Origin of the sequence: Phenylobacterium sp. (assembly GCF_013822795.1) — a bacterium.
Lineage (GTDB): Bacteria > Pseudomonadota > Alphaproteobacteria > Caulobacterales > Caulobacteraceae > Phenylobacterium.
The window spans coordinates 16,466-33,376 of the sequence record NZ_PNLB01000024.1 but is presented as its reverse complement, the minus strand read 5'-3'; the positions used below and the strand labels follow the sequence as shown (position 1 = coordinate 33,376).

Below are 16,911 nucleotides of genomic sequence, written 5' to 3'. Positions count from 1 at the left end.
CTTCAACCTAGCCGGAAATCTTCAGCGGCAGGAAGGACGTGCGACCGCCGCGATGCACCCCGACGAGAATGCTCTGGCGACCGGCCTTCTTGGCCGCCGTCACCGCCGCCGAGAATTCCGCCGCCGTCGTCACCGCCTCGCCGTTGGCCTGGACGATGATGTCGTCCTTGCGCAGACCGCGCAGGGCCGCATCCGACGACTGGTCGATGCTGGCGATCAGCACGCCCTTGAAGCCGGGGTCCAGGTTCAGGCGGCGACGCGAGGCCTCGTCGATCGGAGCCAGGGCCAGGCCGAGCACGACCGGACGCTGCGCCTGGGCTTCGGGCTTGTCGCCGCCGCCGCGGCTCTGACCGCCCTGCTGATTGTCATTGGCCGCAAGCTCGCGCTCCGTCGGGCGCACGCCCGAGCGGATCTCAACGTTCTTGCGCTTGCCGGCCCGCAGCACGTCCAGACGCAGCACGTCGCCCGGCTTGGCCTTGGCCACCTCGCGGGTCAGTTCGGACGAAGTCTTGACGTTGACGCCGTTCACCGAGGTGACGATGTCGCCCGACTGCAGGCCGCCGCGCTCGGACGGACCGCCGGGGGTGACGTTGGCGACAATGGCGCCGCGCTGGGCGCCCATGCCCTGGGCCTCTGCCATCTCGGCGGTGAAGTTCTGAATCGAGGCGCCGATGTAGCCGCGGGTGATCTTGCCGCCGGCGATCAGTTGCTTGGTGATCGAGTCGGCGACATCCGCCGGGATCGCGAAGCCAATGCCGACCGAACCGCCCGACGGTGAGAAGATCGCCGTGTTCACGCCGATCACGCGGCCATAGACGTCGAAGGTCGGACCGCCGGAGTTGCCCCGATTGATCGGCGCGTCGATCTGGATGTAGTCGACAAAGGTCTCGCCGATGTCACGGCCATAGGCCGAGATGATGCCGGCGGTCGCGGTGCCGCCCAGGCCGAACGGGTTGCCGACCGTGATGACCCAATCGCCGACGCGCGGCTTGCCGGCGTTTTCGAAGTTCACATATGGGAAGCCGCTGCCCTTGACCTTGAGCACGGCCAGGTCAGTGCCCTCGTCGCGCCCGACGACCACCGCATCCAACTCGCGCTCGTCTTTGAGCACGACTTTGATTTCCTTGGCGTTCTCGACGACGTGATTGTTGGTGACGATGTAGCCGTCGCCCGAGATGAAGAAGCCTGAGCCCGAGGACTGCTGGCTGGGCAGGCGCGGCTGGCCGCGACCCTGGCCTTGCTGGCCCTGCTGGCCCTGCTGGCCGCCTTGCTGACCCTCCTCGTCATCACCGCCGCCCGGCGGTTGGCGCGGAACGATGTCGAACGGGAAGTTCTCGAAGCCCGGCACCCGGCGCAGGGCCGACGGATCGACGTCGGAGGTGACGTTGATCGACACGACGGCCGGCGAAACCTTCTCGAAGATGTCGGCGAAGGAGAGCGGCGCACCCGGCGGCGGCGCGAAGATCGGCGCGGTCGAGGTCCGCATCAGCAGGCCGCGATCAACGCTGGACTCCGCTCGCGGCTGGTCCGCGAGGTTAGCGCCGGCGAGGGCCGCAGTCGCGACGCCGACACCCGCCAGGGCGCCGAGGAGATAACCGGTCTTCTTCGAGGTCATAAGCCTTCAATTTCCCTGTGGGCGCCCAGTGCCAGATAACACGAGCACGTCCCCGACAACCTATGTTCGATGCCAAAGAGCGCAATGTCTCTCAAGTTACGTTTAGGTCACGCTCGGCTCTTCATAGCGTTCAATGTTTGGCGCAATCTTGTCACGCCGCTCAATCGCGCGACAGGTCGTCCAGGCGCGCGGCTTCCTCGGGCGATAGCGCCTCGTCGACCGGGCGGTTCCTCAGGGATCGAAGCAGCAGCCACAGCCCCAACAGCACGACGATCACCGGCGCGCCCCAGAGCGCGGCGTTGCCCAGCGAGAAGGCCGGCTTGAGCAGCACGAACTCGCCATAGCGGTCGGTCAGATGCTTGCGGACTTCGGCGTCGGTCTTGCCGGCCTTGACCTCGTCGCGGACCAGACGACGCAGGTCCGCGGCCAGTTCGGCATTGGAGTCGTCGATCGACTCGTTCTGGCAGACCAGGCAGCGGACTTCGCGGAAGAGTTCGCGGGCACGCGCCTCCTGGGCTGGGTCAGGCAGCCGCTCGGCCGGATCGGAGGCCGCGGCGATGCAGAGCACCGCTCCGAGAATCGCCGCCAGACGCTTCATGCTTCCGCCGCCTGCAGCTTGCGGCCGGCCGCCAGGCGCAGCCGGCGATCCGACAGCGAGACCACGCCGCCCAGCGCCATGATCGCCGGGCCGATGAAGATCAGCAGCGCCCAGGGGTTCCAGTAGGCCCGCACCAGCCACACCGGCGCGCCTGCCGAGCCCCGGCGCTCGCCGAGCACGACATAGAGATGGTCGAGGCCGCGCGTGCAGATGAACACCTCGGTCGTGGTTTGGCCGCCGGCCGGGTAGAAGCGGCGCTCCGGCTTGGGCGCGCAAACCTGAGTATCGCCCTTGAACGCCCGCAGCAGGCCGCGTTCGGCCTCGTAGTTCGGCCCCTCGACGGCGCGGATGTCGTCGAGCACCAGGCTGTACTCGCCAAGGTTCAGTCGCCCGCCGACCGGCAGGGTTTCGGCCGCCTCGAGCTTCCAGCCGGTCTCAAAGCAGGCGCCGAGCACGAACACACCCAGGCCCAGGTGCGCCAGGGTCATGCCCCAGGCGCCGCGCGGCAAGCCTGCCAGGCGCCGCCATGTCTCGGCCGCTGAGACGCGGAACATCCGGGTGCGCTCAACCAGTTCGACCAGCGCCCCGATCACCAGCCAGGCGCCCATCGCCACCCCGGCGGCCGAGAACGCCTTGCGCGGACTGATCAGGGCATAGGCGGCCAGGCCGCAGGCAAGCGCGATCAGCGCCGCCAGCCACAGGCGCTGGATGACGCCGTTCAGGTCGCCGCGCTTCCAGGCCAGCAGCGGGCCGGCCGGGAGCAGGATGGCCAGCGCGGCCATCAGGGGCGTGAAGGTCAGGTTGAAGAACGGCGGGCCGACGGAGATGGCCTCGCCCGTCGCCGCCTCGCGCATCAGCGGATAGAGCGTGCCGAGCAGGACCGTGGCGGTGGCCGCCGCCAGCAGGATGTTGTTGAGCACCAGCGCGCTCTCGCGACTGACCGGCGCGAAGACGCCGCCGCGCGCGAACAGCGGAGCGCGCCAGGCGAACAGCGCAAAACCGGCGCCGGCCGTGACCCCGAGAATGGTCAGCAGCAGCACGCCGCGCGTGGGGTCGACCGCAAACGCGTGCACCGAGGTCAGCACGCCCGAGCGCACCAGGAAGGCGCCCAGCATCGAGAAGGTGAAGGCCGCCAGCGCCAGGAACACGGTCCAGCCAGCCAGCGCGCCGCGCTTTTCGGTGACGACGGCCGAGTGAAGCAACGCCGCGGCGATCAGCCAGGGCATGAAGCTGGCGTTTTCGACCGGGTCCCAGAACCACCAGCCGCCCCAGCCGAGTTCGTAGTAGGCCCAGAACGAACCGAGCGTGATGCCGACGGTCAGGGCGCTCCAGGCGGCCAGGGTCCAGGGACGCACCCAGCGGGCCCAGGCCGCGTCGACGCGGCCCTCGATCAGGGCGGCGACCGCGAACGAGAACACCACCGACATGCCGACATAGCCGACGTAGAGCGCCGGCGGGTGGAAGGCCAACGCCGGGTCCTGCAGCAGCGGATTGAGTGAGCGGCCCTCGACCGGCGCATTGAGCACCCGGTTGAAGGGATTGGAGGCGAAGACCGTGTAGGCCAGGAACACCACGCCCAGCAGCCCCTGCACGGCTATGGTCAGGGTCTTGAGCCCGGCCGGCAGGTCGCGGCCGTACAGCGCCACCGCCGCGCCGCAGCCGGTCAGCGCCAGGCACCACAGCAGCATCGAGCCCTCGTGGCTGCCCCAGGTCCCGGCCACGCGGTAGAGCAACGGCTTGGCCGTATGCGAGTTGGCCGCGACGTTAGCGACGGAGAAATCCGACGTCACGAACGCGTACATCAGCGCCGCAAAGGCGACGAGCAACGCGACGAAGGCGCCGATCGCCGCGCCCGCACCGGCGCCCGCCATCACAGGCGAACGACGCCAACGCGCCAGGCCGCCGACAAGCGCTTGAGCGACGGACAGCGCCAGGGCCAGCGCCAGGGAGAACGCCCCGATTTCGACGATCATCGCGCGGTCGGTTCCGCCGAATAGCTCGGCGTCGGCGCGCCTTCGCCGCGCCACTCGCCCTGCTCTTTGATGGCCTTGGCGACCTCGCGCGGCATGTACTTCTCGTCGTGCTTGGCCAGCACCTGCTTGGCCTTGAAATCACCGTCGGCCTGGAACGCGCCGGTGGCGACGATCCCCTGTCCTTCGCGGAACAGGTCCGGCAGATCGCCGGAATAGTTGACCTTGGTCGAGGCCAACTGATCGGAGACCACGAACTCGACGCGACCGTCCGGGTGCTTGACCACGCTGCCCGGCTGCACGAGCCCGCCGAGTTGGATTGAGCGGCCGACCGGCGGCTTGGCCTCGGCGGCCTGAGCCGGGGTGTAGAAGAACGAGATCGAGTCCGAGAGACCCCACAGGGTCAGGCCGACGGCGAGCGCCAGGACGGGCGCGATGGCCGCGACCAGATAGAGACGCCGGCGCGCCTTCGGGGATTTGGGCAGCCAGCCGCTCATCGCATCGGTTCCGTCTTCGCCGCCAAGTCCAGCGCCTTGAGAACATCGGCCTGATGGGCGTAACGCGCCTTGGCTTCCGTCAAAGTCGCGTCGCGTTTGGCCGCATCGCCCAACACCGCATAGGAACGAACCAACCGCACCCAGCCCTCGGGATCGTTAGGTTCAGCCTCCAACCGAGCGGCGAGGCCAGCGACCATGCCTTCCACGGCGGCCATCTGGGTGTTGTCGAACTTCGGCGCCGGGGCGCCTTCGGCCTCGGCGATGACCTGCAGCACCGAGGCGCGGCGCGGATCGTCGGCGGGCAGGTCAGCGGCCAGGGCCCGCCATGCCGCCAAGCCCTCGGCGCGCTGGCCGCCAGCGACTTGGCCACGAGCCAGATGGAAGCGCGCGCTGACCGACTTCGGATCGCGCTTCAGCGCCTCCTGGAACGCGCGCTGCGCCTGCGGCGTCACCTCGCCCTGGGCCTGGACGACCAGCACCTCGCCCAGCCCTTCCCAGAGATCGGGGCGGTTCGGCGCCAGCTCGATCGCCCGGCGCAGTGCGCGCGCCGCCGCGTCGGGATTGTCCGACGCCATCTCCGCCTGGGCTAGGAAGCCGTAGGCCTCCGGGTCCCCGCCCCGCTCGGCGATCAGCGACTTCAGCACCACCGCCATTTCCGGCGGGGTCAGGGCCGAGGGGTCGGCGCCACGCCAGGCGGCGACACGCGCCTTGAACGGCTGGTCGCCCATGCCGGGCGAGCCGACGGCGAAGTAAATGCCCAGCGCCAGCAGCGGCGTCAGGGCCGCGAAGACCAAGACCGGCTTGCGCTGCGAAAGATCGATCGTCCAGGGCGCGTCCTTGGCGTCGGACGCTCCAAGCAACCGGCGCGCGGCCTCGGCATGGGCGATGCTGCGTTCGGAGGGCGGAATGAGCCCGCGCTCCGCCAAGTCGTCGATTTCGCGAAGCTGGCGGCGGTAGACCGCCGCGGTCGGATCATCAGCGCCGGCGAGCGCCGCCGCGCGGGCCGATTTCCAGAGGACGAGACCAGCGCAGAGCGCAGAAAGCACGCCCGCAACCACCCAGAACGCGATCATGGCGCGGCTTTAGCCGAAACGCTGCGCCAGTTCCACCGGTCCGATCGGCGCAGGCCGAGATTAGAGCTGTCGGGCCGGGTCTTCCCAGGCGGGCCGTGGGGCGGTCACTGCCCCGAACGCGCTGGCTGCGCGGCGTCGGACGATCTCGCAGGCGCGCGGTTCGTGGATCAGGCCGGCGAACTCGGCCGCGACCTGCAGCATGAGGGCGGCGATCTCGCGGTCGGGCGCCTCGCCTTCGCGGACGCGCGCCAGTACGTCCTCGACATACTGATCGAGCGCTTCGCCAGCCGCCTCCATCACCTTGGTGCGGGTGGAGGCGAACCCCCCGTAGTTGGCGCTGGCGCGGATGCCCTCGGCGAAGGTGAGCAAGCTTCGGCAGCGCGTAACGTGACCCTGGTCGGGCGGTAGCGACAGGCTTGGCTCGGTGACCAGGGCGCGCGCGATTCGCACCTTCTGGGTGGGCAGCGCGGTCGCCTGCAGCCGCGGCAGCTCACGCAGGCGCTTCTCCACGACCGAAGCCAGGGCCTGCTTCTGCTTCTGGATCCGCCCGCCCCAGCCGCCTTCGCGCGCCAGGTCGATGGCGTCCTCCAGCTCCGTGATCTGCAAGGTCAGCACCTCGACCGCGGCGGCGGCGGCCTCGCCGGCTGGCGCGCCGCCGTTCAGGTCGAAGCCGGCCACGATCTTGAGGTTGGCGTCGACGCCGTCCATCAGCCGAGTGGCGAACGGCGAGAGCTCCGATCCCGAGAGATAGCTCTCGGTCGGGTGGTCCATCACCGCAGAGACAATTCGGAGGATGGTCCAGGGTTCGGCGAGCTGTGCACCCAACATTTCGAAGAACCGCGGACCGGCGTCATCGCCCACCCGGCAGGCGTCACGATAGGCGAGCCGCGCCGCGGCGGCCCGCTCCTGGGTGGTGCGGCCGATCCATTCCGGCAGCTTTTCAGTCGCCCGGCGAACAACCGGCGAGATGGCCAGGCAAGTTCGCAGCACCGCCTCGCCGCCCTGCCGATCAGCCTCAATGAAGTCCAGGGCCCCGACGATGTCGCGCTGAGTTCGCGCCTCGACCTCCTCGACCAACCGCTCCGTCAGCCGGTCGAAGGCCTCGGTCGAGGTCACGCCCTGTTCGAAGTCGGCCATCACCAGGGCCGCGGTCGCGACGTCTTCAGCCGCGACCTCGCGCAGGCCACGCCAGAGCATCGGCAGCGCACGCGGCGGGAACGCCAGGCGCCCCGGATCACCGCCTCGGTCGACGAACAGCGGCGCTATGGGTTGCAGCGCCTTGTTGCGCAGCTTCCGCTCGGCCACCTCGGCTTCCACGACCCGGCGCACTCCAGCCAAAGCCGTGTCGCCATCGGCCGCCGCCAGCGCATTGCGCAGGCCGCTCACCACCTTGTCGGGCGCGCTGGCCACCAGGGTGCGGACGATGTCAATCTTGGCGTCGGGCAAGCCGGCCATACGGGTAGACGCTCCACTGCGGGACGTACTCCTCCCGCACGGTCCAAGCATCGCGCCGGCGAGTTAAGGCTTTACGAAAAGTCCTGCAAAATCAGGCTTCAGCCCGGGGCAAGTCGAGTTCAACCAGAAGCCCGCCGAGCCGCGCCTCGCCCAGCTTCAGCGAACCGCCATAGGCCCGCGCCAGCTCGTCGACGATCGACAGCCCCAAACCCGAGCCCGGCGCGCTTTCGTCCAGTCGTGCGCCGCGGCGCACGACAGTCTCACGCTCCTGAGGCGTCAGCCCCTCGCCGTCGTCCTCGATAGTCAGGTGCAGGCGTTCGCCGGACGCGGCGACGGCGCGGACCCGGACGCGGCCTTTGCACCACTTGCCTGCGTTCTCCATCGCATTGCCGGCCAGCTCCAACAGGTCCTGACGCTCGCCGAGGAAGAACAGGTCCTCATCCGCGTCCCAGTCGATCTCGACGCCCTTGTCGAGGAAGATGCGCTCCAGCGTGCGCGACAGTTCATCGAGCACATCGGCCACCGAGGTGCGCTCGCCCGGGCCCTGGGTGCGCGCCGCAGCGCGAGCGCGGCGCAGGTGGTGGTCGACCTGCATGCGCATCGCCTCGGCCTGACTCTCGACGACGCTGGCCAGCGGCCCTCCGGTTTGGCGCGCTTCGGTCAACATCACCGACAGCGGCGTCTTCAACGCGTGGGCGAGATTGCCGACATGGGTGCGCTGGCGCTCGACGACCTCTTGGTTGTGAGCCATCAGCGCGTTCAACTCGTCGGCCAGCGGCGACAGCTCGCTGGGATAGGCGCGCTGCACCCGTTCGGCCTTGCCGCGACGCACCGAGGCGACCTCGCGGCGCAGGGCGAACAGCGGGTTGAGACCGACCCGGACCTGAATGACGACCGCCGCAATCATACCGACTGCGAGCAGCGCGAAGGCGATGGCCGTGGCGGTGACGAAACCCCTCACGTCGCGGTCGACGGGGCTGCGGTCCTCGGCGGCCATAAACACCACCGGCGCAGCCCGGCCCGGCAGCTTGGCCTGGGTCGCCATCGCGCGCAGCGGTTCGTTGAGCGGGCCGAACGTATCGTACGAAACCGGCTGGCCGGGCTTGGCGTCGAGGCGGCCGACGATGTCCGGCGGCGACTTCAATTCGCTGTCCCAGAGCGAGCGCGAACGCACCAGAACGCGCAGCTTGCCGCCCTCGCCTGGCTCGGCGATCTGCCAGTACTTGCCGGAGAACGCCCGCAGCGCCCGCAGGTCGGTCAGGGCTGGCGCGACGACCTGGCCCTTCTCGGCGATGGTGGTGCCGGCGGTCAGGTTGTCGATCAGTTCGGACAGGCCCTGGTCGAACCGGCGCAGCGCCGCCTGCTGGAAAAGCAGCGCCAGGACCAGCGCGCAGACCACTAGGACAGCCAGGCTCCAGCCCGCCGCCAGGATCACCAGCCGCCGGACAAGCGAGGGCTGGCCGAGGGTCGGCATGCTCACGAGCCGGCCGCCCCGCCCCCCAGTTCCTCGGCCGGAGCGGTCAGCCGGTAGCCAAGGCCGCGGACGGTCTCGATACGGTCGGCCCCGATCTTCTTGCGCAGCCGGCCGATGAACACCTCGATGGTGTTGGAGTCGCGGTCGAAGTCTTGGTCGTAGAGATGCTCGACCAGCTCGGTCCGGCTGATGACCCGGCCCTGGTGCATCATCAGATAGTGCAGCAGGCGGTACTCCAGCGAGGTCAGCCGCAGCGGCTCGCCGTTGACGCTGGCGCGCGCGGCGCGCGGATCGAGGCGCAGGCCGCCCAGCGACAGGCTCGGCGCCGCATGGCCGGCCGAGCGGCGCAGCAGCGCCCGCAGTCGCGCCAGCAATTCCTCGGTGTGGAACGGCTTGGTCAGGTAGTCGTCGGCGCCGGCGTCGAAGCCGGCGACCTTCTCGCTCCAGGCGCCGCGGGCGGTCAGGATCAGCACCGGAACAGCCATGCTTTCGCGCCGCCAGCGCTCCAGCACCGACACGCCGTCGACCTTGGGCAAGCCCAGGTCCAGGATCACCGCGTCATAGGGTTCGGTCTCGCCCAGGAACTGGGCCTCTTCGCCGTCGGCGGCGTGATCCACCGCATAGCCGGCGTCGCCGAGCGCCGCCTTCAGTTGGCGCGACAGGTCCGGATCGTCCTCGACCAGTAGAATACGCATGGAACTCCTTAGCCGCCCTGGCGCGAGATGATCTGGCCGCTCTGCGCGTCGACCACAAAGATGATCACGCGGCCATCGTTGGTCTGCCACTGCACGAAGTAGGCTGGACGCCCGCCGGCCTCGCCCTGCGTCGTGTTGAGCTGACGCCCAGGCGTCCGCGCTGCGATGTTGGCGATCACCTGCGACAGCGGCACCTGGCGGCCGCCGCGGACGGCGTCGCGCGCCGCATCCTGGTCATGCCTGCCGCCATAGGACGGTCGGCCATAGTCAGGGTACGGCTGGGCGACCGCTGCAGGAGCGGCCGCCAGCAACGCGGCGATGACAAGGAGGCGTTTCATGAACCGCAGCATTAGATCCAGATCGCTGAACCGAGCCTGAATACGGGGTTTATGAAGGCCCGCGCAGACGCTGTCACTGGCGGCGGCGAAAACTACTTCTTCCTGGGCGTGTACGGCCGCTCTTTTCGCCAGCGTTCGGCGAAGCTTTCCAGATCCTGATCAGGCTTGTCGGGCAACATCAGCACGATCCGCGCCAGCAGGTCGCCGCGCTTGCCGCGGCCGTCCGACAGCCCCTTGCCCTTCAGTCGCAACGACTGGCCGCTGTTGGCGCCCTTCGGAATGGTGAGGGTGACAGCGCCGTCGGGCGTGCGCGCCTCGACCTTGCCGCCCAGCACCGCGTCAGGAATCGAGACCGGGAGGTCCATCACCAGCGCCTCGCCCTCACGGCGAAAGATCGGATGCGGCCGCATGACCAGCTCGATGAAGGCGTCGCCCGGGCCGCCGCGTCCAGGCGAGCCCTGGCCCTTCAGGCGCAGAGTCTGGCCCTCTTCCGCGCCCTTGGGAATGGTGACGTCGATCGTGCGGCCGTCCGAGAACGCGATGCGCTTCTTGGCGCCGTGGATCGCCTCCTCAAGATCGATTTCGAGCTTGGCGCGCACGTCTGAGCCGCGCTGCGAAAAGCCGCCGAACCCGCCGCCGCCGCCGCGGCGTCCGAGGATTTCGCTGAACAGGTCGCCTAGGTCGCCGCCCTCCATTGTCTCGGAGTACCGGCCCTGCCCGCCCCACGGACCACCCTGCTGGCCGAACGGCCCGCCGCCGCCGAAGCCGCGCATGGTCTCACGGCCATCGGCGTCGATCTCGCCGGCGTCGAACTTCTTGCGTTTTTCGGCGTCGCCCAGGATGTCGAAGGCGGCGCTCACCTGCTTGAAGCGCTCCTCGGCGGCCTTGTCGCCCGGATTGGTGTCAGGGTGGTGCTGCTTGGCGAGCTTGCGGAACGCCTTGCGGATCTCGTCAGCGCTCGCGCTGCGTGAGACGCCCAGCTCCTGATAGGGGTCGCGCGCCAAAGAAAGGACCTCTCAAAACCTTCGGGGAGAAACTACGGGTCACTCAATTAGGCCGTTTGGCGGACGGCGCAAGCCTCATTGTGACAAATTTGCCACAACCACAACCGCACCCCACTAATCTCCGCCGCGCTCCTCCAGAAGATCCCAGGCCGCATACTGGATGGCGTCCTCGGGATCGTCCAATTCCTCTTCACTGATGGTCTCGCCTCGGATCGAGACCCCGGCCTTGTGAACGCTTTCGGGGTCGCCTGAGATCAACGGGTGCCAGTCCGCCAGGCCTCGCCCCTCGTTGATGCGACGATAGGCGCAGCTCAGCGGCATCCACTGCAGAGCGTCGATATTCTGCGGCGTCAGCTTGATGCAGTCGGGGACGTGCTTCTTGCGCTCGGGATAGTTCGTGCAGGTGCAGCGCTCGGAGTCGAACAGCTTGCAGTGCACCCGGGTCGGAAAGACCTCGCCGGTGTCCTCGTCCTCGAAACGCACCAGACAGCAGAGCCCGCAGCCGTCGCACAGGCTCTCCCACTCGCGCACCGTCATCTGCTCGAGCGACTTCGTTTCCCAGAAAGGCCTCGAAGGCATGCTACAGGCGCCCTACACAATCCAAGTTCAGCCGCCCCAGATTACTCGTGACCGACGACAACAACGACCCCAACAGCGCCAAAACGCCTTTCGGCCAGCGCCGGGAGCTTCCGGAGGCTGACCTGACCGGTTCGCCGCCCAAAGGCAAGCGTGGCGGGCGGTCGCTGCTGTGGGCGCTGCTCAAGTGGACCGGCATTACGATGCTGGTCCTGGTCGTGGCCGGCCTGATCGCGGCGGGCGTGGCCTGGAACCACATCAGCAAGACCTACCTGCAGGATCTGCCGCAGGTGCCGACGCGCCAGGAGATCTACGCCTCCACTCGCGCCCCGGCGATCAAGTTCTACGACATGAACGGTCAATTCATCGCCTCGCGCGGACCGCAGTATGGCGAGAACGTACGGCTGGCCGCCTTGCCCGACTACGTGCCTAAGGCCTTCCTGGCCGCCGAGGACCGCCGCTTCTATCACCACGGCGCAGTCGATCCGTGGGCCATTGCGCGGGCCGCGCGCGCCAACCAGAAGGCTGGCCGCGTCGTCGAAGGCGGCTCGACCATCACCCAGCAGCTCGCCAAGGGGATGTTCCTCAGCCCCGAGCAGAACCTGAAACGCAAGATCCAGGAGGCGGCGCTCGCCTACAAGCTCGAGCAGATGCTGACCAAGGACGAGGTCCTCGAGCTCTATCTCGATCGCATCTATTTCGGCGCCAACACCTTCGGCCTGGATGGCGCCTCGCGGACCTATTTCGGCAAACCGGCCACCCAGCTGAACCTCTCCGAAGCCGCGCTGCTGGCCTCGCTGCCCAAGGCCCCATCGCGGATGGCGCTTCACCGCAACATGGACAAGGCGCTGCAACGCCAGCGTCTGGTCCTCGAGCGGATGCGCGGCGAGAACTGGATCAGCGACGCCGAGATGCGCGCCGCCCTGGCCGCCCCGCCCAGGCTGGCTGCAACCGCCTTGGCCAACGAGGGCGACAACGGCTACCTCATCGACTACGCCCAGGCTGAGGTCCTGCGGATGGTCGGCCAGAACTCGCCCGACCTCAACGTCACGCTGACGATCGACCCGCGCCTGCAATCGGCCGGGGCCCAGGTTCTGCGGCGGATCATCGAGGTCGACGGCAAGGCCAGCGGCGCCAGCCAAGGCGCGATGATCGCCCTGGATTCGACCGGGGCCATCCGCACTATGGTCGGCGGCGTCGACTACACCAAGAGCGTCTTCAATCGTGCGGTCCAGGCCAAGCGCCAGCCCGGCTCCAGCTTCAAGCCGTTCATCTACGCTGCGGCCCTGGAAAAGGGCGTGCTGCCCACCGACACCCGGGTCGACGAGCCGGTGAAGATCGGCGACTGGGAGCCCAAGAACTACGGCGGCAAGTACGCCGGGACGGTGACTGTCGAATCCGCCCTGGCCCGCTCGCTCAACACTGTCGCCGTCAGGCTGGGCGAGGAAGTCGGCCCTGCCGCGATCGCCAACCTGGCTGGCCGGTTCGGCATCACCACCCTCCCGCCGAACCCGAACCTGTCGGTCTCCCTAGGCGCCTACGAAGTCCCGCTGATCGAGATGACCTCGGCCTACCAGGTGTTCCAGCAAGCCGGGAACCGGCTGCGCCCCTACATCGTCGCCCAGATCCAGACCGCCGACGGCCAGATGATCTACACGCACCAGACCGCCTCGCCCCTGCCGGCCTACGACATCCACTGGGCCAGCATGATGGTGAAGATGATGCAGAAGGTGGTGACCGAGGGGACCGGGACGCGAGCGAACTTCGGACGGCCGGCGGCGGGCAAGACCGGGACAAGCCAGAACTTCCGTGACGCCTGGTTCATCGGCTTCACGCCGGACTATGTCGCTGGGGTGTGGGTCGGCAACGACGACGACAAACCCATGAACCAGGTGACGGGAGGCCAGGTCGCCGCCGCCATCTGGAAGGATTACATGGTCACGGCCCACATGAACCTGCCGAGCCGCGAGTTCGAGTGGCTGCTGCCGGACCCCGAGCCGGTCTACGAGGACGACCCGCGCAACGGCTTCTACGAGGGCCTGGCCTACGAGTTCGAGCAGACCGAGCGCGACGCGGCCCCGCCGCCGCAGCCGCTTCCGCGGCCGCCGATGCCGGACCTCGTCGAGCCCGAGACCGAGCCTGCGCCGAACTGAGGGGTCGCCTCGGCGCGCGGCTCCCTATATGTGCAGGCGCCCATGAAGCCCCCCGTTCTCGCCCTCAAGGACGTCCGCCTCGCCGACGGCCCCAAGATGCTGTTCGACGGCGTCGACCTGGCCGTCGAGCCGCGCTCGCGCGCCTGCCTGGTCGGCCGCAACGGCGCGGGCAAGTCGACCCTGCTGAAGATCCTCGCCGGCCAGATCGCCGCCGACGAGGGCGAGCGCACGGTCCAGCCCTCGATCCGCATCGCCTATGTGCCGCAGGAGCCGGACATCGCCGGCGAAACGCTGCTGGATTACGTGATCGCCGGCGGGGCCGAACCGCACCGCGGCGAAGCGGCGCTCGAACTGTTCGGCATCGATCCGGCCAAACCTGCCAAGGGCCTGTCTGGCGGCGAGATCCGCCGCACCGCCCTCGCCCGCGCCTTCGCCGAGGAGCCGGACGTCATCCTGCTGGACGAGCCGACCAACCACTTGGACATCCTGGCGATCGAGACCCTGGAAGCGGAACTCGCCGCATCTCGCTCGGCGCTCGTCATCGTCAGCCACGACCGCGCGTTCCTGGAACGCGTCACGAACCGCTGCTTCTGGCTGGAGCATCGCCGGGTTCGCCGCCTCGAAAAGGGCTTCGCCGCCTTCGACGAGTGGGTGGAGCGCATTCTCGCCGCCGAGGCCGAGGAAGGCCGCCGGCTCGATAAGCAGCTGGAGAAGGAAGAATACTGGCTGCGCCGCGGCGTCACCGGTCGCCGCGCCCGCAACGAGGGCCGCCGCCGGGCGCTGATGGAGCTGCGCAAGACCAAGGTCGAGCGCATGCGCGAGGTCCGTGGCGACCTGTCCATGGGCCTGGCCTCGTCGGGCCTCTCGGGCCAGCGCGTCGCCGAGGTCAAGAACATCGCCAAGGCGTTCGGCGACCGCTCCCTGGTCAAGGACTTCTCGACCCGCATCCTGCGCGGCGACCGCGTCGCCATCGTCGGGCCGAACGGCGCGGGCAAGACCACCCTGGTCAAGCTGCTGCTGGGCGAACTGCCGCCCGACAGCGGCTCGGTGAATCTCGGGGTCAACCTGGAGATCGCCTACATCGACCAAGGCCGCGTCGACCTGAAGCCGGAGATGACGCTGCGCGACGTGCTGACCCCGCTCGGCGGCGACCAGGTGATGGTGCGCGGCCAGCCCAAGCACGTAGCGGCCTACGCCAAGGAATTCCTGTTCACCGACAATCAGCTGCGTCAGCCGGTCCGCAGCCTGTCGGGGGGCGAACGCAACCGCCTGCTGCTGGCCCGCGCCCTGGCGACGCCGGCGAACCTGCTGGTGCTCGACGAACCAACCAACGACCTGGACATGGACACGCTGGACCTGCTCGAGGACCTGCTGGCCGACTACGAGGGCACCCTGATCCTGGTCAGTCACGACCGCGACTTCGTCGACCGTCTGGCCACCTCGACCATCGCACTCGACGGCCACGGCAAGGTGGTCGAAACGCCAGGCGGCTGGCAGGACTTCCTGTCGCAGAACCCGGGCTTCTTCAAATCCGTCGCGGACGGCGCGGCCCCGGCGCCCGCCGCACCGAAGGCGGCGCCCGCCCCGCGCGCCGAGCCGCCCAAGCCGAACAAGCTGTCCTACAAGGACCAGCGCCGCTTGCAGGAGCTGGACACGGCGATCGCCGCCCTGCCCGGCAAGATCGCCAAGCTCGAAGCCGACATGGCCGATCCGAACCTCTACACGCGCGATCCGGCCGGGTTCGCCAAGCTCAACGCCGCGCTTGAAGCGGCCCGCCACGAACTCTCCGCGTCCGAGGAGGAGTGGTTGGAGCTCGAAGAGCGCCGCGAGGCGCTCGCCCGCTAGCGTACGAAGCAATCGCCCTTGAGGCCGTTGCAGAACGCCTGGGCCTCGGCCCGGGTCTGGAAGCCGGTCACCAGGGCCCGGTGGAAGGTCTTGCCGTCCACCACGACGCTGCGCACGTCGCTGGAGAGCGGCGGCGTCACCTTGCCCTTGATCTTGGCCAAGGCCTCGCGGGCCTGCCGCTCGCTGGCGGCCGCAGCGATCTGAACGGCGATCTTGCCGGCGGTCTTCGGCCTCGGCGCCGGGGCCGCCGCAGGCCGGGCGGTCGCCTCGCGCACGGCCGACGGCGTCAAAGGCCGTAGGGCCAGCGCCGGCCGCGAAGCCATCTCGACCGAAGGCGCGACGGTGGGCGCGGGGTCGGCAGCCATCGCCGCGCTCGGCGAGGTCGATCGCGTCAACCGCGCCTCGACCGCCGTGGGCATCGGCGCTTCCTCGCTGGGAACCGGCGGTCCGGCCGGCGCAGGGGGCAACGTCGGTTTGGCGACCTTCGCCGCGGCGCCCTTTGCGGGCTTAGCGGGTTTGAGCGGGGCGGTCTTCGCCGGCGACACTTTCGGCGCGGGCCGGACGGCTTCGGGCGGCGGTGAGGCGGCCAGTTGCGGCGCTGGACCACAAACCGCCCGTATCACTTGCGCCAGATAGGCGTCCGGCGAAGGCTGCACCCAGCCGCCGGGGACATGGCGATTGATCGCCACGCCCTTGGCCTGCGGCTCGGCGAACACGGTCATCTTGACCACGATATCCCGCCGGCGAGCGCAGTCGACGTTCACAGTCGAGCGCATCGAGCGGTAGCCGATCATGCGCTCGGCCTCGTCCGAGATCACCTCCCCCTGCAGGACGACGCCCTCGATCAGCCCGCCGGGCCTCGGTGTCCCGCGGCCGCGGATCGCCACCACTAGGTCCGATCTCACGTACACCACCGAGGCGGCCGGCAGGCCGCTGGCGACGACGGCGCGGCGTTCGCGCGCATTGAGCGATCCGTCGTCCAGGTCGGCGTGAGCGCCATGGGCCAGCGTCAAGGCGGCCAGCGTCACCCCCCATCCGAACCGCGCGCGCACCGAACCGCCCCCTGCTTCGCAACCACGACCAGAAGGAGGTCGCATAGTTCGGCGGCGGGCGACAGGGTTAGCGCGATCACGGCTCATGCCGTGCCATTCCTGTAGATGATCGTGCAACCGCCGCCTGCGCTGGGCCTGGAGCGCGTCCACCCCCAGGTTGCGCACAGCTTGTTAACTATTTCACCAAGAGCTGCACACATCACCACAACTCGCAAAAGTTGCGTTAGCGACAGCCCAATGAGACCGTCATGGGGCCGAGAGGGACCGCGGCGCAGGCGCATGGGGGAATGGGTGCGCCCAGCGGGCGGCCGCGAGGATCGGGACCAGGGCGACCTGCAACCTGTCCTCCGGAGGACTTCGGACGGTGTCGGAACCCGCTGGGGACCCCCACATACGGCGTCTCCGAGCCGAACCTCAAGGCGTGGATCCGCGAGGGTCTGGATGAGGGGGCGACGCTGCGGGAGGCCGCGGCGCCGCCCTCTTGCTATGGTCACGGTCAGCCGCGAGCCTGCGACATACCGTCCCGCCGTCCCGGCCCTTAAGCGTTTGGTCGCCAACCCAAGCGC

The 16,911-nt window shown here is 69.0% G+C and carries 14 protein-coding genes; 2 read left to right on the top strand and 12 right to left on the bottom strand.

All coding sequences use genetic code 11. From position 1 onward, the window contains the following. Window positions 1-7: 7 nt before the first annotated feature. From C0481_RS19280 to C0481_RS19230, 11 genes are all read right to left on the bottom strand, one after another. Window positions 8-1,615 carry a Do family serine endopeptidase gene (locus C0481_RS19280; RefSeq protein WP_293406854.1) on the bottom strand — a complete coding sequence of 536 codons (1,608 nt, stop codon included), beginning with the start codon at window positions 1,613-1,615 and terminating at the stop codon, window positions 8-10. A gap of 160 nt (window positions 1,616-1,775) precedes the next feature. Beyond that, the gene (locus C0481_RS19275) at window positions 1,776-2,213 is read right to left on the bottom strand and encodes a cytochrome c-type biogenesis protein (RefSeq protein WP_293406853.1); all 438 of its coding nucleotides are present in this window, start codon (window positions 2,211-2,213) and stop codon (window positions 1,776-1,778) included. Next, on the bottom strand, window positions 2,210-4,186 hold the full coding sequence (locus C0481_RS19270; protein WP_293406918.1) for a heme lyase CcmF/NrfE family subunit: 1,977 nt from the start codon (window positions 4,184-4,186) through the stop codon (window positions 2,210-2,212). Before C0481_RS19270 ends, C0481_RS19275 begins: the two co-directional genes overlap by 4 nt. Next, window positions 4,183-4,680 (bottom strand): cytochrome c maturation protein CcmE, encoded by a 498-nt coding sequence (gene ccmE, locus C0481_RS19265; protein ID WP_293406851.1) that lies wholly within the window; start codon window positions 4,678-4,680, stop codon window positions 4,183-4,185. Before ccmE ends, C0481_RS19270 begins: the two co-directional genes overlap by 4 nt. After that, window positions 4,677-5,753, bottom strand: a complete 1,077-nt coding sequence (ccmI, locus tag C0481_RS19260) for a c-type cytochrome biogenesis protein CcmI (protein ID WP_293406849.1) — start codon at window positions 5,751-5,753, stop codon at window positions 4,677-4,679. Before ccmI ends, ccmE begins: the two co-directional genes overlap by 4 nt. Window positions 5,754-5,813: 60 nt before the next feature. Next, a complete protein-coding gene (locus C0481_RS19255) occupies window positions 5,814-7,208 on the bottom strand; it encodes a hypothetical protein (protein WP_293406847.1) in 1,395 nt (464 codons plus the stop codon). Window positions 7,209-7,299: 91 nt separating this feature from the next. After that, window positions 7,300-8,682 carry a sensor histidine kinase gene (locus C0481_RS19250; protein WP_293406916.1) on the bottom strand — a complete coding sequence of 461 codons (1,383 nt, stop codon included), beginning with the start codon at window positions 8,680-8,682 and terminating at the stop codon, window positions 7,300-7,302. A 2-nt stretch (window positions 8,683-8,684) separates the two neighbouring features. Beyond that, a complete protein-coding gene (locus C0481_RS19245; RefSeq protein WP_056015905.1) occupies window positions 8,685-9,377 on the bottom strand; it encodes a response regulator transcription factor in 693 nt (230 codons plus the stop codon). A gap of 8 nt (window positions 9,378-9,385) precedes the next feature. Next, entirely contained in the window at window positions 9,386-9,715 is a 330-nt protein-coding gene (locus C0481_RS19240) for a PepSY domain-containing protein (RefSeq protein ID WP_293406844.1), read from the bottom strand. Window positions 9,716-9,807: 92 nt separating this feature from the next. After that, the gene (locus tag C0481_RS19235) at window positions 9,808-10,719 is read right to left on the bottom strand and encodes a J domain-containing protein (protein WP_293406843.1); all 912 of its coding nucleotides are present in this window, start codon (window positions 10,717-10,719) and stop codon (window positions 9,808-9,810) included. Window positions 10,720-10,833: 114 nt separating this feature from the next. Then, window positions 10,834-11,298, bottom strand: coding sequence for a YcgN family cysteine cluster protein (locus tag C0481_RS19230; protein WP_293406842.1), 465 nt, complete (start codon window positions 11,296-11,298; stop codon window positions 10,834-10,836). Window positions 11,299-11,345: 47 nt separating this feature from the next. Here C0481_RS19230 and C0481_RS19225 point away from each other — a divergent pair, with 47 nt between their 5' ends. Both C0481_RS19225 and C0481_RS19220 read left to right on the top strand, forming a co-directional pair. Then, complete coding sequence (locus C0481_RS19225; RefSeq protein WP_293406841.1) at window positions 11,346-13,448, top strand: PBP1A family penicillin-binding protein; 2,103 nt, start codon at window positions 11,346-11,348, stop codon at window positions 13,446-13,448. Between the two features lie 30 nt (window positions 13,449-13,478). Next, entirely contained in the window at window positions 13,479-15,293 is a 1,815-nt protein-coding gene (locus C0481_RS19220; protein ID WP_293406839.1) for an ABC-F family ATP-binding cassette domain-containing protein, read from the top strand. Here C0481_RS19220 and C0481_RS19215 read toward each other — a convergent pair. Continuing rightward, window positions 15,290-16,345 carry an SPOR domain-containing protein gene (locus C0481_RS19215; RefSeq protein ID WP_293406837.1) on the bottom strand — a complete coding sequence of 352 codons (1,056 nt, stop codon included), beginning with the start codon at window positions 16,343-16,345 and terminating at the stop codon, window positions 15,290-15,292. The genes C0481_RS19220 and C0481_RS19215 overlap by 4 nt on opposite strands. Window positions 16,346-16,911: the final 566 nt, after the last annotated feature.